Source organism: Salmonella sp. WC3, assembly GCF_042932255.1.
GTDB lineage: Bacteria > Pseudomonadota > Gammaproteobacteria > Enterobacterales > Enterobacteriaceae > Salmonella > Salmonella enterica.
The window spans coordinates 156,892-174,207 of record NZ_CP170629.1 but is presented as its reverse complement, the minus strand read 5'-3'; the positions used below and the strand labels follow the sequence as shown (position 1 = coordinate 174,207).

Here is a 17,316-nt window from a genome sequence, read left to right as displayed (position 1 = left end):
CACCAGGCTAATATCAACGCGGTAGGCCCGATAAGCGCAGCGCCATCGGGCATTACCTCTTGCGTCAGAACAGCCCCAGAGGCTTATCGGAATAGCTCACCAGCAGGCACTTGGTTTGCTGGTAGTGTTCCAGCATCATCTTATGCGTTTCGCGCCCGATGCCCGACTGCTTATAGCCGCCGAACGCAGCATGTGCCGGATAGGCGTGATAGCAGTTGGTCCATACGCGCCCGGCCTGAATGCCGCGCCCCATCTTATAGGCCAGATTGCCGTTGCGGCTCCAGACGCCAGCGCCCAGGCCGTATTGGGTATCGTTAGCGATTTCCAGCGCCTCCTCCATGGTTTTAAAGGTGGTTACCGCCAGCACCGGGCCAAAGATCTCCTCCTGAAAGACGCGCATATTGTTCTTACCAAACAGGATAGTAGGCTCAAGGTAATAGCCCTCTTTAAGTTCGCCATCCAGTTCCTTGCGTCGCCCACCGGTCAGAATATCGGCCCCCTCTTTTTTACCGATATCGATATAATTGAGGATAGTCTCAAACTGGCCGTGGGAGACCTGTGCCCCCATCTGTGTACCGCTATCTAGCGGGTTCCCGCTGCGAATGCTCTCTACCCGGCGAATAGCGCGCTCCATAAAGCGCTCATAGATGGACTCCTGGACCAGCGCACGGCTTGGACAGGTACACACCTCGCCCTGGTTAAAGGCAAACAGGGCAAATCCCTCCAGCGCTTTATCAAAGAACGCATCTTCCTCATCCATCACGTCAGCAAAGAAGATATTGGGCGATTTACCGCCTAACTCCAGCGTCACAGGAATAATATTCTGCGTGGCGTACTGCATGATCTGTTGACCCACTTCCGTCGAACCGGTAAACGCCACCTTCGCGATACGTTTCGAGGTCGCCAGATATTCGCCAATCTCGCCGCCCGCGCCGTTCACGACGTTGACGACGCCCGGCGGTAACAGATCGCCAATGACTTCCATTAACAGCAGAACGGAAAGCGGCGTCAGGCGTGCCGGTTTAAGCACCACGCAGTTACCCGCCGCCAGCGCTGGCGCCATTTTCCAGCTTGCCATCAACAACGGAAAGTTCCACGGGATTATCTGCCCCACGACGCCAAGCGGTTCGTGAAAATGGTAGGCCACGGTTTCGCTATCAACTTCGCTAATCCCGCCCTCCTGCGCACGTATACAGGAGGCGAAATAGCGGAAATGATCGATCGCCAGCGGTACGTCGGCAGCGCTGGTTTCACGAATCGGTTTACCGTTATCCCAGGTTTCCGCTGTCGCCAACAGTTCGAGGTTTTGTTCCATCCGATCGGCGATCTTAAACAAGATAGCGGCACGGTCTTGTACTGACGTATGCGCCCACTTATCTTTCGCCTTATGCGCGGCGTCGAGCGCTAAATCGATATCTTTTTTACCGGAGGAAGCGACTTCACATAGCGGCTGGCCGGTCACTGGCGTCAGGTTTTGATAATATTCGCCGTCGGCGGGCGCAACCCAGTCACCACCAATAAAATTGTCATAGCGGGCTTTTAACTTCAGTGGGTACCCGTATTCACCTGGCTGAATACGTGTTGAAGGGGGATTGTTCGTCATGACCAACTCCTTATTGTAAAGGTACTCCACAAGGGTAGACGGTGCTGGTGAATTTTTCGCCAATGATTTCCCGCTTTACGACAGCAATCACGAATTACTTTCCTTTACGTTTCTCCGTCTGGTTTTAGCCATACTAAACAGGTGCCTGTTTAACGTACGGAGAACACTATGCAGCAATATATCGGTATTGATGTGGGAGGAACTCACGTCAAATATGGCGTGATTAACAGTGACGGCGAAGAATTAACCCATCATCAATTCGATACGCCAGAGGACGCCTCCACGTTTACCCGCAAATGGCAGGATGTGGTGGCGCGTTGCCAACAGGACTATGACATTGCGGCAATCGGGGTTAGTTTCCCCGGCCATATTAATCCCCATAACGGTCATGCGGCAAAAGCGGGCGCGCTGGCTTACCTGGATGACGTCAACCTGATGGAGTTGTTCAGCGGGCTGACCGATCTGCCGCTGGTCGTGGAGAACGACGCGAACTGTGCGGCGCTGGGCGAAATGTGGCGAGGTGCCGGGCAGCATTATGACAATCTGGTCTGTATTACCATTGGAACCGGCATTGGCGGCGGTATTATCGTCGGACGAGAACTGTATCGCGGCGCGCATTTTCACGCCGGTGAATTCGGCGTCATGCCGGTCGGGAACAATGGCGAAAGTATGCATAAAATCGCGTCAACCAGCGGATTAATGGCGTCGTGCCGCCAGGCGCTGGCGCTGCCTGCCGAAGAGATGCCGCCTGCGGATGTGATCTTCGAACGAATGGCGACCGATGTTCATCTGCGTGAGGCGGTCAATGACTGGGCGCGTTATCTTTCACGCGGCGTTTACAGCGTGATCTCTATGTTTGATCCGGGCGTGGTGCTGATCGGCGGAGGAATAAGCGAACAGGAAAAGCTCTACCCGCTCCTGACGCGGCATCTTGAAACGTTTGAAATGTGGGAGGCGCTCCAGGTGCCGATTCAGCCCTGCCAACTGGGAAATCAGGCGGGCAGGCTGGGCGCCGTCTGGCTGGCGCAGCAAAAGCTCGATCGAAGCTAACGTGTTACGCCTTATCCGGCCTGCATCGTCTACGCAGGCCCGGTAAGCGTCCGCGCCACCGGGCAAAGGCGTTACATCGCCGTGCGATAAAGTTCCACAATCTCATCGTGAGTCGCCTGAATAAGGCGCAAAGAATACGGGCAAAATTATTCTGATAACAGGTTCACGCTGGCTATTTTAAGAAGCCAGAAAAATAAAAAGCAACGCAATAATTGTATTGCTTCATTTGTTATTTAATTTAACCATTTCATTCTTTTTGCGGAAATAATAACGCATCACGTAATAAATGATCATTCCCACGACGTCGTGTAAATCCAATCCGGTCAAAATATTCAAGGATCTGAATGGCCAGTTTCCGCCCTACATTCAGCCTGTCGCGAAAATCCGCCGCACACGTTGATCCTCTCTCTTGATCCAGCTCGCGGATCATATTGGCGAAAGCGACAATCCGATCGTTACGATAGTACCGATCTTTTACGATCGCGGTAATGATGCCTTGCTGCGCCGCCTGCCGCAGCACCAGCCGCATAAATTGTTCTTCCGTTCCGGTCTCTTTCGCCAGATCGCGTACCCACCAGGGCTCATCGCCAAATAGCGGTTCAGCTTTTTGCCAGACGGCCTGCTGCTCATCGCTAAATCCCGCTTTATGATCCGGCAGATGCAACCAACCGTGATGGCTATGAATCAGGCCGTCGTCGCGCATCCGCTCGATCAGCATCAGAACCAGCGCTTCATCCTCCATTGGCAGGGCCATGCGGCGTAAACGCTCACGTCCCGGCCCCGGTTCATCGCGGTGCTGTTCGTGGTAGGTCGCCAGCGTATCAAGAATCTTACGCTGCCAGCGGGCGGCGACAGGCGCGCTTAACAGATTGTCTCCGGCCTGGATAAAACCATGTTGCTCAATAAGCTGACGCATACCGAGAGGATTAAGCTGACGCGCCCAACCGAAATCCGGCAGGTTGACGGCGCCGCGTTCCAGATGAATGGCCAACGCCGCGCTATCGTCCTGCGCGTCGGCAAGCGTTGAAAGCCAGTGCAAATAATCTGGCTTACGTTTACCGCGACGCGGCGCCTTAAGCGTCACCACGCGTGCGCCGGCAAGGGTGGCACGTGCGGAAATATCACGCAGCACCAGTCTGTCATTATCGGCCAGCCACAACGGCGTATCAAAGATCAGCTCGGCCAGCCCGCCTTCCAGCAAAGAGACGCGACCAGTCACATGGCTGGCGGCATGGTGAATATGTAGCGGTTGCCATTGGGAAAGCGGCGCATGAAGCGTCAGAGAAACGATCACCCGGGAAAAAGCCTCCCCCACCGGCGCATCGGAAAGCAGCCAGTCGCCGCGGTTAAGCTGCTCCTTCTCCACATCGCCCGCAATATTGAGCGCAATACGTTGCCCGGCATACGCATGGTCGGTAGGCTGATTTTGCGCGTGTAGACTTCGTACGCGCATCGGCGTATTAACGCCGGTCAACCATAGCGTATCGCCCACGTTTACCTCTCCGCTCAGCGCCGTTCCGGTCACCACTAGTCCCGCCCCTTTCACCGTAAACGCACGGTCGATAGCTAGGCGGAAGCGATGCTGCGCGGCGTGCAAACGTGCAGGAAGCTGCTGTAAATGAGCGCGAAGTTCTGCAATACCGCGTCCTTCATTGGCGGCGGTGACAAATACAACGGTATCGGTGAAGCCATAGTTGTCGAGCGCCGCCAGTACCTCTTCACGTACTTCACCGATACGCGCCTCGTCCACGCGATCGGCTTTGGTCAGCGCGACGGTGAGCTGGAGATTACCCGTCAGTTGTAGGATCTGTAAATGCTCGCGCGTTTGCGCCATGACGCCGTCATCACAGGCGACCACCAGCAAAGCGTGATCGATACCGCCTACGCCCGCCAGCATGTTAGAGAGGAATTTTTCATGCCCAGGCACATCGATAAAGCCCAGCACACGACCATCCGGCTGCGGCCAATAGGCGTAGCCCAGATCGATAGTCATCCCGCGTTTTTTCTCTTCCGGCAGGCGATCGGCATTGACTCCGGTAATCGCCTGGAGCAACGTCGTTTTACCGTGGTCTACGTGTCCGGCAGTTGCAATAATCATTTCAGCATCATCTCCATAAACCGGCTTTCGTCTTCAAGACAGCGCATATCCAGCCATAAACGGCCATCATAAATTCGGCCAATGACCGGTACAGGCAGCGTGCGCCAGCGGGCCGCCAGCGCCTCCAGCCGACTACCACGCCCGTCGTGCGGGGTAAAGGTCATGGCGGCGCTGGGAAGGCGGTCTACTGGTAATGAACCGCTGCCGATTTGCGACAGGCAGGGTTTAACCTCCAGCGCAAATTCATCGCCGTAACGTGCCGCCAGCCGCGCCTGTAACCGCTGCGCTTGTTCGCGAATCGACGCTTCACTGCGAGTTAACAGACGCAGGGTGGGTAATTTCTCCGCCAACGCTTCCGGGTGCAGATACAGACGTAACGTTGCCTCCAGCGCCGCCAGCGTCATTTTATCCGCACGCAGGGCGCGTTTCAGCGGATGGCTTTGCAGTTGGGCAATCATCGCTTTTTTGCCGACGATGATCCCGGCCTGCGGCCCGCCCAACAACTTATCGCCGGAGAAGCTTACCAGGCTGATGCCTGCGGCAATGAGCTGCTGCGGCATCGGCTCTTTGGGTAAGCCATATTGGCTTAAATCCACCAGCGAACCGCTGCCCAGATCCGCCACCACCGGAATATTCAGCTCTCGCCCGATTTCCGCCAGTTCCGCTTCCTCTACCGTTTTGGTAAAGCCCTCAATGCTGTAATTACTGGTATGCACCTTCATCAACAGCCCGGTATTTTCATTTACCGCCTGATGGTAATCTTTCGCGTGCGTCCGGTTGGTGGTGCCCACTTCATGCAACGTACAACCCGCCTGGCGCATAACATCAGGAATACGAAACGCGCCGCCGATTTCGACCAGCTCGCCACGCGAAACCACCACCTCTTTGCCGCTGGCGGTCGCCGCCAGCATCAGCAATACCGCCGCCGCATTGTTATTGACGATACAGGCGTCCTCCGCCCCGGTGATACGGCATAACAGCGTCGCCAGCGCCCGGTCGCGATGCCCCCGCCCGGCGCCATCCAAATCGTATTCCAGCGTCACCGGCGCGCACATCGCCTGCGTTACCGCCTCAATCGCTTCTTGCGCCTGCAATGCGCGGCCAAGATTGGTGTGCAACACCGTCCCCGTCAGGTTAATCACCGGGCGCAGCGCGCTTTGCGCCGCATTTTCCAGCCGGAGTTTCGCCTCTTGCGCCCAGTCTGCGTACCAGTCGGGAAGCGTTTGCGTATTCCGGATGACGTCGCGCGCGTCGTCAAGCATCCGCCTAAGCAGATCAACCACCTGGGTATGGCCATACCGATCGCGCAGAGAAAGAAAGGCGCTATCGTGCAATAAACGATCGATAGCAGGAAGCTGGCTGTAGAGTGTACGCGTTTCGCTTGTCATGAAAATGCCTGGCTGTTGGTGGCCCTCTCCTGGCGGGAGAGGGATATCGACATAAGGGGGATTGTAACGTGAGTTTGCTCAGGCGGACATAATGCGCGTCAAGCCTTTGGTGCTTCGGTGCGGGCAAAGCTTTCGCGTTGAAAAAGCGTTTCGACCAGTTTGACCAGGTGGGGGCGGCTAACACACCAGCCGGGCGCGACCCGGCGGAAGTTGAGATAGCCTACCGCACAGGCAATCGCGATAGTCGCCAGATTGACCGTATCCGTTTTTAGCGTCCCGTCGCTCAGATAACTTTCGAGCATATCCAGGCTCCGGTTGATTTTTTCCCGCTGGCGCAGCAGTTCCGTTTCCGATTGTTGCGCCGCCGGACGCGCCTGTTCGCGTACAGAAACCAACGCTGCATCCATAATGCCGTCAGCCAACGCTTCGAGCTGGCGAACTTTAAGCGCTGCCATCGGGTCACGCGGGAGCATCGCTGGCGCGATATCCAGCAGCTCAATATATTCCGCGATGATCGGCGAATCGAACCAATACTCCCCTTTCTCCGTCACCAGCGCTGGCACCTTACCCAGAGGGTTGTATTGCGCCACGCCGTTATTCGCCTCGTAGGGTAGTTCATTAATAAATTCGAAGGTGATGCCTTTTTCGAGCAGCAGAACAGAGATTTTGCGCACAAAAGGGCTGGTGTAGCTACCGATGAGTTTCATGCCGTGTCCTTTTTGCCAACCAGTAAAAATCATAGTATGGCTCAAATAAGACGAAAAGAGACGCAAAAGGAGGTTGCTGAATGACATAACGTGAGAGGGCTCGCGACAAAATGTTTGCCGGATCGTATTGACGTTACCCGGGCTTAAAATTTCTTGTGAAGAGGATCACAAAAATTCAACAAAGCACAAAAATAAAAATGTGAAATATCTCACATAAAATGACCTTTTAAGGGCTAAAAATTAGATTCGTTGTTTTTTTACACAGCCACTTTGTGATCAATATCACATCAATTACCTCTCTACCCCCTATATTTATGTGACGCAAATCACATAAATTGTCCCTGTCTGGACAGTTGAACGATTCAGTGCCAGATTGCGCAGTATCTACACTACAGGGTCCGGCTACCTCTGCCGCTACATTAACAAACCTCGGGCTTTCAGCCTGCGCGACAGCAACATAAGAAGGGGTGTTTTTATGTCATCCGATATTAAGATCAAAGTGCAAAGCTTTGGTCGATTCCTCAGCAATATGGTGATGCCTAATATCGGCGCGTTTATCGCGTGGGGTATTATCACCGCATTATTTATTCCAACAGGGTGGTTGCCTAACGAAACGCTGGCGAAACTGGTTGGTCCGATGATCACCTACCTGCTGCCGCTGCTCATCGGTTATACCGGCGGTCGTCTGGTTGGCGGCGAACGCGGCGGCGTAGTGGGCGCTATCACTACCATGGGCGTTATTGTCGGCGCGGATATGCCGATGTTCCTCGGCTCGATGATCGCCGGTCCATTAGGCGGCTACTGCATTAAGAAATTCGACAGTTGGGTAGACGGTAAGATCAAATCCGGTTTTGAGATGCTGGTGAACAACTTCTCCGCTGGCATTATCGGTATGATCCTCGCCATCCTGGCGTTCCTCGGTATTGGTCCGGCGGTTGAAGTCCTGTCCAAAATTCTGGCGGCGGGCGTTAACTTCATGGTGGCGCACGATATGCTGCCGCTGGCGTCCATTTTTGTTGAACCGGCGAAAATCCTGTTCCTCAATAACGCGATTAACCACGGCATCTTCTCACCGCTGGGTATCCAGCAGTCCCATGAGATGGGTAAATCCATCTTCTTCCTGATTGAAGCTAACCCGGGTCCGGGGATGGGCGTCCTGCTGGCGTACATGTTCTTCGGTCGCGGCAGCGCTAAACAGTCTGCGGGCGGCGCGGCAATTATCCACTTCCTGGGCGGTATCCACGAAATTTACTTCCCGTACGTGCTGATGAACCCACGTCTGATCCTGGCCGTTATCCTTGGCGGTATGACTGGCGTATTTACCCTGACCATCCTGAACGGCGGTCTGGTTTCTCCGGCTTCTCCTGGCTCCATTCTGGCCGTACTGGCGATGACGCCAAAAGGCGCTTACTTCGCTAACATCGCTGCCATCGTGGCGGCAATGGCGGTCTCCTTCGTGGTTTCTGCAATTCTGCTGAAAACCAGCAAAGTGAAAGAAGAAGATGACATTGAAGCGGCCACCCGTCGTATGCATGACATGAAAGCGGAATCTAAAGGCGCCTCTCCGCTGGCGGCTGGCGACGTGACCAACGACCTGAGCCATGTGCGTAAAATCATCGTGGCTTGCGATGCCGGTATGGGTTCCAGCGCGATGGGCGCAGGGGTACTGCGTAAGAAAGTACAGGATGCGGGCCTGAGCCAGATCTCCGTCACCAACAGCGCCATTAACAATCTGCCGCCGGATGTGGATCTGGTCATTACTCACCGTGACCTTACCGAGCGCGCGATGCGTCAGGTACCGCAGGCGCAGCATATTTCGCTGACCAACTTCCTGGATAGCGGCCTGTACACCAGCCTGACCGAACGTCTGGTTGCCGCACAGCGCCACAATACTAATGAAGAGAAAGTACGCGACCATCTGAAAGACAGCTTTGAGGAGGGTGATAACAACCTGTTCAAACTGGGTGCGGAGAATATCTTCCTGGGCCGTAAAGCCGCTAACAAAGAAGAGGCGATTCGCTTTGCCGGTGAACAACTGGTGAAAGGCGGCTATGTTGAGCCGGAATACGTCGAGGCGATGCTGGACCGCGAAAAGCTGACACCGACTTACCTCGGTGAATCCATCGCAGTTCCGCACGGTACGGTAGAAGCGAAAGACCGCGTGCTGAAAACCGGCGTGGTGTTCTGCCAGTATCCGGAAGGCGTACGCTTCGGTGAAGAAGAAGACGATATTGCCCGTCTGGTCATTGGTATCGCCGCACGTAACAATGAGCACATCCAGGTCATCACTAGCCTGACCAACGCGCTGGATGATGAATCCGTGATCGAACGTCTGGCGCACACCACCAGCGTGGATGAAGTGCTGGAACTGCTGGCAGGTAAAAAAGCTTAACAGTTAAGTATCCCCAAAATAGTTCGAGCTGCAGGAAGGCGGCAACGCAGTGAATCCCCAGGAGCGTACATAAGTACGTGACTGGGGTGAGCGAGGAGAGCCAACGCATCTGCAGTTCGAAATATGAAGGCGATATCCTCTCCCTTGTGGAGAGGGTTAGGTTGAGGGAAAAGCCTCACCCCAGCCCTCTCGGGTAAAAACATTAATGAAGGTTAATACTATGAAAGCATTACATTTTGGCGCAGGTAATATCGGTCGTGGCTTTATCGGCAAATTGCTGGCTGACGCGGGGATACAACTGACGTTTGCGGATGTAAACCAGGTCGTACTCGATGCCCTGAATGCCCGTCATAGCTATCAGGTTCATGTTGTGGGTGAAAATGAGCAGGTGGATACCGTTTCCGGCGTCAACGCTGTCAGCAGCATCGGCGATGATGTTGTCGACCTGATTGCCCACGTTGATTTAATCACCACTGCCGTGGGCCCGGTGGTGCTTGAGCGTATCGCTCCGGCTATCGCTAAAGGGCTGGTAAAACGTAAGGCGCAGGGCGTGGATGCCCCGCTGAATATCATCGCCTGCGAAAATATGGTGCGCGGCACCACGCAGCTCAAAGGTCATGTGATGAACGCGCTGGCGGATGGCGATAAAGCCTGGGTTGAACAGCACGTTGGCTTTGTCGATTCCGCCGTTGACCGTATTGTGCCGCCTTCCGCTTCCGCCACCCATGACCCGCTGGAAGTGACGGTAGAAACCTTCAGCGAGTGGATCGTCGATAAAACCCAGTTTAAAGGCGCATTGCCGACCATTCCGGGGATGGAGTTAACGGATAACCTGATGGCATTTGTCGAACGTAAACTCTTCACGCTGAACACGGGTCATGCTATAACCGCGTACCTCGGCAAATTAGCCGGTCATCAGACCATTCGCGACGCTATTCTCGATGAGAGTATTCGCGCGGTGGTGAAAGGCGCGATGGAAGAAAGCGGCGCGGTGCTGATCAAACGCTACGGTTTTGATGCCGACAAACATGCGGCATACATTCAGAAAATCCTCGGTCGTTTTGAAAACCCGTATCTGAAAGATGACGTCGAACGCGTAGGCCGTCAGCCGCTACGCAAACTCAGCGCGGGCGACCGTCTGATCAAACCGCTGCTTGGCACCCTGGAATATGGTCTGCCGCATGTGAATCTGGTCAAAGGGATCGCGGCGGCGATGCATTTCCGTAGTGATGAAGATCCGCAGGCGCAGGAGTTGGCGGTGCTGATTACCGAAAAAGGCCCGCAGGCCGCGCTGGCGCAAATTTCCGGGCTGGATGCCAATAGCGATGTGGTGGCGGAGGCGGTTAACGCATATAACGCGACCAAATGACGCAGAATCCGGCGCAGGTTAGCCTGCGCCCAAATAACAGATTGTCAGATATGCAGGCAATAATGGAACAAACCCAGGCCTTTGAAAATCGTGTGCTTGAGCGTCTGAATGCTGGCAAAACCGTACGGAGCTTCCTGATTACCGCCGTCGAGTTATTGACCGAGGCGGTGAATATTCTGGTGCTCCAGGTGTTTCGCAAAGACGACTATGCCGTGAAATACGCTGTGGAACCGTTGCTGGACGGCGACGGGCCGCTGGGCGATCTTTCGGTACGTCTGAAACTTATCTATGGCCTTGGCGTACTCAGCCGCACCGAATATGAAGATGCGGAGCTGTTAATGGCGCTGCGCGAAGAGCTGAATCACGACGGCAATGAGTACGCCTTTACCGACGATGAAATCCTCGGGCCGTTTGGCGAACTGCACTGCGTCATGGCGCTACCGCCGCCGCCGCATTTTGATACGTCCGACGCGGCGCTATACGCCATGCAAATTCAGCGCTACCAGCAGGCGGTGCGTTCGACGATGGTCCTCTCCCTGACCGAGCTGATTTCTAAAATCAGCTTAAAAAAGGCCTTTCAAAAGTAAATCCCGCCGTTAACCCCTTTCTTCTTCTTTTGGTCGGTACAGCCGCCGGTAATATTCCAGACGCTGCAAATAAATGGGCGCGCTCTCCGACGGCACCTCGGAAGGAACATAATCACGCGGCGGCGTTTTATTCAGGTATTCACGGAACGCCTGGCTGGACGCCATAAAATCGACGGCTTTATCAATAAGAAGTGGTACGTTCTCACCTATTTTTGCCATGATAGATCCTCCATGTGGGACCCGCGTCTGACTCCCGCGGTCGCTTATTTGAGTTTAGGATCAATTTAGCGTTGTCATTGAGGAAAATGTGCTTAATCGCTTTTCTTGTCGGCAAAAAGGCGCTTCATCTTTTCTTTCGAAAAAAATATTTTATTATCAATGAGATAAATAAATAATTAGCGATGTAATACTTACCGTAATTGATTATCTTTACGTCATGAGTTGTGAAGAATCACTCACTGCGCGCATACTATAGGATATCTATCCCATTTCTATCAGAAGCTATCCCATGAAAGAAGTCGAAAAAAACGAAATTAAACGCCTGAGCGATCGTCTTGACGCTATTCGCCACCAGCAGGCAGGTCTCTCTCTGGTTGAATCCGCCGATAAATACGCGGAGCTGGAAAAAGAAAAAGAGACGCTAGAAGCAGAAATTATCCGTCTGCGCGAAGTACACAGCCAGAAACTGAGTAAAGAAGCGCAGAAGCTGATGAACCTGCCGTTTCGCCGCGCGATCACTAAAAAAGAGCAGGCCGACATGGGCAAGTTGAAGAAAAGCGTGCGTGGCCTGATTGTTGTCCACCCGATGACGGCGCTGGGCCGGGAAATGGGGCTCAAAGAGATGACAGGTTTCGCGAAGAGCGAGTTCTAAACTTTCCGCATCCCAGGCTCTCAGGACACCCGTTGTACGGAGGATGTCTTGAGAGCATCGGGCTATATTCCGAATTTTTCATGGAAGTATTTACACCGATTATATACAAGTTCATTTTTAACGGTAATCCCTGCTTTTTCAGGATGAAAAATCCCACTATCGTGCCTGTTTGTATTTATACAATGAATTTTTTCATCCTCTTTTCTCATACCCCGCAGAATATGATTGACCCGCAAAATTAAATAACATTATCATCCCTGAAAAAAATCCCCATACATAAACATTATAATTATATTTTTATAAAGCATTGCTATGAGCAATTGATAAATAACGTCGGGTTTTTGCGCGCTTCTATAGAAGCGACGAATGTTTTCATTCTAACCATACGTTAATGAGTTATTGGCAATACTCGCTGAATGATGAGCTAGTTGTATAAATAACAGGTTAACTATTTATATTATATAAATTATTAACAAGGATATTTCATATGCACAAAAATGGAAAATTTATCTCCCTGCTTGCGTTGGGATTCACATTCTTTTTATCTGGTTATGATTACTTCGCAGATAAACACCTTGTTGAAGAAATGAAAGAACAACAAAAAGAACAAGAAACAAAGATAAACCTGTTAGAAAAACAACAAAAAGAACAAGAAACAAAGATAAACCTGTTAGAAAAACAACAAAAAGAACAAGAAGCAAATATAAATCTGTTAGAAAAACAACAAGCTACGATTATCAACACAACCAAAAAGGTCACCGAAGTCGTTGGCCGCGTTGAACGCAAACAACGGCTATTCGACTATACAGAACTGGACCCATCACAAACGCACTATTTTATTATTAACAACGGCAATATCGGATTAGCCGGGCGTATTCTATCTATTGAGCCAATAGATAATGGAAGTGTTATTCATCTTGATTTAGTTAACTTACTCAGCATTCCGGTATCAAACCTTGCGTTTAATATGACATGGGGTACGAAAAAACCTTCCGAGGCAAAAGATCTGCCTCGCTGGAAACAACTCCTGCTCAACACGAAAATGGACTCGACAATCGAACTCTTACCGGGAGCATGGACAAACGTCACGCTAACATTAAAAGGCGTATCGCCCAATAATCTTAAGTATCTAAAAATAGGTATTGACATGGAGAATGTCATATTCGACAGCATACAACCTATTAACGATACAAAAAAGAAGCCAAAAAAATAATAGCCATTGATACAATTATTTTAGAAAAGGAAATTACTCATTCATGAATAGAATATTTAAAGTCCTCCGGAATGCCGCTACGGGAACATTTGTTGTCACCAGCGAAACCGCAAAAAGCCGCGGCAAAAAAAACGGCCGCAGAAAGCTGGCGGTTTCCGCACTCATCGGTCTTAGCAGCATTATGGTTTCTGCGGATGCACTGGCCAACGCAGGAAACGATACAGGCGACGGCGTTACTCCAACGGGTACCCAGACTGGAGGAAAAGGGTGGATTGCAATTGGTACCGATGCCACAGCCAATACTTACACCAACGTTGATGGCGCAAGCGCCGCAATGGGTTATAAAGCCTCCGCGATGGGGAAATGGAGTACCGCCATTGGTTCCTACAGCCAGTCCACCGGCGACTCTTCGTTAGCGCTTGGCGTAAAATCGGTTTCAGCCGGTGACCGGGCCATTGCAATGGGCGCCTCATCCTCAGCCAGTGGAAGTTATTCAATGGCAATGGGCGTGTATGCCAATTCGAGCGGCGCAAAATCGGTTGCGTTAGGTTATAAATCTGTCGCGAGCGGAGCAACTTCCTCTGCATTAGGTTATCAAGCTACTGCGAGCGGCGACGACAGCGCTGCATTTGGTAATGGCGCAAAAGCGATAGGCACCAACTCAGTTGCCCTTGGCTCGGGCTCTGTCGCCCAGGAAGACAATTCCGTCGCCGTGGGTAACAGCACCACTCAGCGGCAGATCACCTACGTTGCTAAAGGCGACATCAATTCCACCAGTACCGATGCCGTTACAGGTGCGCAAATTTATTCTTTAAGTCAATCCGTCGCCGACCGACTCGGCGGAGGGGCTTCCGTTAATAGTGATGGTACAGTGAATGCCCCCCTCTACGAGGTAGGCACAGGCATCTACAATAATGTAGGCAGTGCATTAAGCGCACTTAACACTTCTATCACTAACACAGAGGCCTCTGTCGCAGGATTAGCCGAAGACGCGCTGTTGTGGGATGAAAGCATCAGCGCCTTTAGCGCTAGCCACACGGGAAACGCCAGCAAAATCACCAATCTGGCGGCGGGTACCCTGGCCGCTGACAGCACCGACGCCGTTAACGGCTCTCAGCTGTTTACCACCAACGAAAATGTGTCTCAGAACACCACTGATATCGCCACCAACACCACCAGCATCAACAACCTGAGCAATTCCGTCACCACGCTCACTGACGATGCCCTGCTGTGGGATGTTGACACTAGCGCATTCAACGCTAACCGCAACGGAAGCGCCAGTAAAATCATCAATGTCGCCGCCGGGGACCTTTCTGAGGACAGTACAGACGCGGTGAACGGCTCCCAGTTGTATGAAACCAATCAGAAGGTGGATCAAAACACCTCTGCTATCGCAGATATTAATACGTCCATCACCAATCTTAGCTCTGACAACCTGAGCTGGAATGAGACAACGAGTTCGTTCTCTGCCAGCCACGGAAGTAGTACGACAAACAAAATCACCAACGTTGCTGCCGGAGAGCTGTCTGAAGAAAGTACCGACGCCGTTAACGGATCGCAGCTGTTCGAAACCAATGAAAAAGTGGATCAGAACACGACCGATATCGCCGCCAATACCACTAACATCACTCAGAACAGCACCGCGATTGAGAACCTGAATACTTCTGTCTCCGACATTAATACGTCCATTACCGGCCTCACTGATAACGCTCTGTTATGGGACGAAGACATCGGCGCTTTCAGCGCAAACCACGGTGGAAGCACCAGTAAAATAACCAATGTCGCCGCCGGGGCGCTTTCTGAGGACAGTACAGACGCGGTAAACGGCTCACAGTTGTATGAAACTAACCAGAAGGTGGATCAAAACACCTCTGCTATCGCGGATATCAATACGTCCATCACCAATCTTGGTACCGATGCACTGAGCTGGGATGACGAAGAAGGCGCGTTCAGCGCCAGCCACGGTACCAGCGGTACCAATAAGATAACCAATGTGGCTGCAGGTGAAATCGCCAGTGACAGTACTGACGCTGTTAATGGCTCTCAGCTCTATGAAACTAACATGCTGATTTCTCAGTATAGTGAATCTATTAGCCAACTAGCCGGCGATACCAGCGAAACCTATATCACGGAAAATGGTACCGGCGTGAAATACATCCGTACGAATGATAATGGGCTTGAAGGCCAGGATGCATACGCAACGGGTAACGGCGCAACGGCAGTAGGTTACGACGCCGTCGCCTCTGGCGCTGGCAGTCTGGCTCTTGGCCAAAACAGCAGCAGCAGCATTGAGGGCAGTATCGCTTTGGGCAGTGGCTCCACCTCTAACCGCGCTATTACAACCGGTATACGAGAAACGAGCGTAACAAGCGATGGCGTCGTCATTGGCTACAATACAACAGACAGAAAGTTGCTGGGCGCGTTGTCATTGGGGACGGATGGAGAAAGCTATCGTCAAATTACCAACGTTGCTGACGGCTCTGAAGCGCAAGATGCGGTAACAGTTCGTCAGTTACAAAATGCCATTGGTGCGGTCACTACTACACCGACCAAGTACTACCACGCAAACTCAACGGAAGAAGATTCACTGGCTGTCGGAACTGACTCACTGGCAATGGGTGCGAAGACCATCGTCAATGCTGATGCAGGTATTGGTATTGGTCTGAATACACTGGTGATGGCTGATGCCATCAACGGTATTGCTATCGGTTCTAACGCACGCGCCAATCATGCAAACAGTATTGCAATGGGTAATGGTTCTCAGACCACTCGCGGCGCACAGACTGACTACACCGCCTACAACATGGACACACCGCAGAACTCTGTCGGTGAGTTCTCTGTCGGCAGTGAAGACGGCCAACGTCAGATCACTAACGTCGCGGCGGGTTCGGCAGATACCGATGCCGTTAACGTGAGTCAATTGAAAGTAACGGACGCGCAGGTTTCCAGGAATACCCAGAGCATTACTAACCTGAATACTCAGGTATCGAATCTGGATACCCGCGTCACCAATATCGAAAACGGCATTGGCGATATCGTCACTACCGGTAGCACCAAGTACTTCAAGACCAACACCGATGGCGCAGATGCAAATGCCCAGGGTGCGGACAGCGTCGCGATTGGCTCTGGCTCTATTGCTGCCGCTGAAAACAGCGTGGCGTTAGGCACAAATTCCGTCGCAGATGAAGCTAATACTGTGTCTGTCGGCTCTTCTACTCAACAACGCCGTATTACCAACGTTGCCGCAGGGGTGAACAACACTGACGCGGTTAATGTGGCGCAACTGAAAGCCTCAGAAGCAGGCTCCGTGCGTTATGAAACCAATGCAGATGGCTCGGTTAACTATAGCGTGCTCAACCTGGGAGACGGGAGTGGCGGCACCACTCGGATCGGCAATGTTTCAGCGGCGGTGAATGATACGGATGCGGTTAACTATGCGCAATTGAAACGCAGCATCGAAGAAGCAAACACCTATACCGACCAGAAAATGGGGGAAATGAACAGCAAAATCAAAGGTGTAGAAAACAAGATGAGCGGCGGTATCGCTTCAGCGATGGCGATGGCCGGTCTGCCACAAGCCTACGCCCCGGGCGCCAACATGACCTCGATTGCTGGCGGTACGTTTAATGGTGAAAGTGCCGTCGCCATTGGTGTCTCCATGGTAAGTGAAAGCGGGGGCTGGGTGTATAAACTGCAAGGAACCAGCAACAGCCAGGGCGATTACTCTGCAGCCATTGGCGCGGGCTTCCAGTGGTAATGAAGTAACAACACTCCCGACATCAAAGGCAATGGCATAATGCCATTGCCTTTTCACTTCCCTTTGTGGTCCTCTCCTCTCAATTGGCCCTACCAATTTTAGCCAGTTACCACAGCCTACTCACATTTCACTAAATTAACTCTACAATACCGTTGCCAATAAATAACATCTGGTTAACTATTTGTTGTCATTATCCATACACAACAATATTGGCAGGACCACTTTTTCACATAATGTGACTTCAACGAGATGAGCAAAGATTCATCCCATTATGCGTGTGG

12 protein-coding genes are annotated in these 17,316 nt (G+C 52.2%); 7 read left to right on the top strand and 5 right to left on the bottom strand.

Annotated elements, in window-relative coordinates:
• Positions 1 to 64: 64 nt before the first annotated feature.
• Complete coding sequence (aldB, locus tag ACFK9X_RS00825; RefSeq protein ID WP_151115246.1) at positions 65 to 1,603, bottom strand: aldehyde dehydrogenase AldB; 1,539 nt, start codon at positions 1,601 to 1,603, stop codon at positions 65 to 67.
• A gap of 168 nt (positions 1,604 to 1,771) precedes the next feature.
• Here aldB and ACFK9X_RS00820 point away from each other — a divergent pair, with 168 nt between their 5' ends.
• A complete protein-coding gene (locus ACFK9X_RS00820) occupies positions 1,772 to 2,653 on the top strand; it encodes an ROK family protein (RefSeq protein ID WP_001188271.1) in 882 nt (293 codons plus the stop codon).
• Positions 2,654 to 2,900: 247 nt separating this feature from the next.
• Here ACFK9X_RS00820 and selB read toward each other — a convergent pair whose 3' ends face one another.
• From selB to ACFK9X_RS00805, 3 genes are all read right to left on the bottom strand, one after another.
• Positions 2,901 to 4,751 (bottom strand): selenocysteine-specific translation elongation factor, encoded by a 1,851-nt coding sequence (gene selB / locus ACFK9X_RS00815; protein WP_151115244.1) that lies wholly within the window; start codon positions 4,749 to 4,751, stop codon positions 2,901 to 2,903.
• Entirely contained in the window at positions 4,748 to 6,139 is a 1,392-nt protein-coding gene (gene selA, locus ACFK9X_RS00810) for an L-seryl-tRNA(Sec) selenium transferase (protein WP_151115242.1), read from the bottom strand. Before selA ends, selB begins: the two co-directional genes overlap by 4 nt.
• 98 nt (positions 6,140 to 6,237) lie before the next feature.
• Positions 6,238 to 6,846: a glutathione S-transferase gene (locus tag ACFK9X_RS00805; RefSeq protein ID WP_000766688.1), complete on the bottom strand. Its 609-nt coding sequence runs from the start codon at positions 6,844 to 6,846 to the stop codon at positions 6,238 to 6,240.
• Positions 6,847 to 7,321: 475 nt separating this feature from the next.
• Between ACFK9X_RS00805 and mtlA the strand changes: the two genes are divergently transcribed.
• The 3 genes from mtlA to mtlR all read left to right on the top strand — a co-directional run bounded on the left by mtlA (position 7,322) and on the right by mtlR (position 11,194).
• Positions 7,322 to 9,238, top strand: a complete 1,917-nt coding sequence (mtlA, locus tag ACFK9X_RS00800; RefSeq protein ID WP_000093287.1) for a PTS mannitol transporter subunit IICBA — start codon at positions 7,322 to 7,324, stop codon at positions 9,236 to 9,238.
• A 220-nt stretch (positions 9,239 to 9,458) separates the two neighbouring features.
• The gene (mtlD, locus tag ACFK9X_RS00795) at positions 9,459 to 10,607 is read left to right on the top strand and encodes a mannitol-1-phosphate 5-dehydrogenase (RefSeq protein ID WP_074180604.1); all 1,149 of its coding nucleotides are present in this window, start codon (positions 9,459 to 9,461) and stop codon (positions 10,605 to 10,607) included.
• Entirely contained in the window at positions 10,604 to 11,194 is a 591-nt protein-coding gene (mtlR, locus tag ACFK9X_RS00790) for a mannitol operon repressor MtlR (protein ID WP_000193201.1), read from the top strand. Before mtlD ends, mtlR begins: the two co-directional genes overlap by 4 nt.
• Before the next feature lie 9 nt (positions 11,195 to 11,203).
• Here mtlR and ACFK9X_RS00785 read toward each other — a convergent pair whose 3' ends face one another.
• Positions 11,204 to 11,413 carry a hypothetical protein gene (locus ACFK9X_RS00785; protein ID WP_001062558.1) on the bottom strand — a complete coding sequence of 70 codons (210 nt, stop codon included), beginning with the start codon at positions 11,411 to 11,413 and terminating at the stop codon, positions 11,204 to 11,206.
• A 289-nt stretch (positions 11,414 to 11,702) separates the two neighbouring features.
• On the opposite strand from ACFK9X_RS00785, the gene ACFK9X_RS00780 reads away from it, so the two are divergent.
• The 3 genes from ACFK9X_RS00780 (at position 11,703) to ACFK9X_RS00770 (ending at position 17,035) form a co-directional block, all read left to right on the top strand.
• The gene (locus tag ACFK9X_RS00780) at positions 11,703 to 12,065 is read left to right on the top strand and encodes a YibL family ribosome-associated protein (RefSeq protein ID WP_000665687.1); all 363 of its coding nucleotides are present in this window, start codon (positions 11,703 to 11,705) and stop codon (positions 12,063 to 12,065) included.
• A gap of 487 nt (positions 12,066 to 12,552) precedes the next feature.
• Entirely contained in the window at positions 12,553 to 13,278 is a 726-nt protein-coding gene (locus ACFK9X_RS00775) for a DUF3251 domain-containing protein (protein ID WP_151115240.1), read from the top strand.
• A 43-nt stretch (positions 13,279 to 13,321) separates the two neighbouring features.
• A complete protein-coding gene (locus ACFK9X_RS00770; protein ID WP_151115238.1) occupies positions 13,322 to 17,035 on the top strand; it encodes a YadA-like family protein in 3,714 nt (1,237 codons plus the stop codon).
• The last annotated feature ends 281 nt before the right edge of the window (positions 17,036 to 17,316 follow it).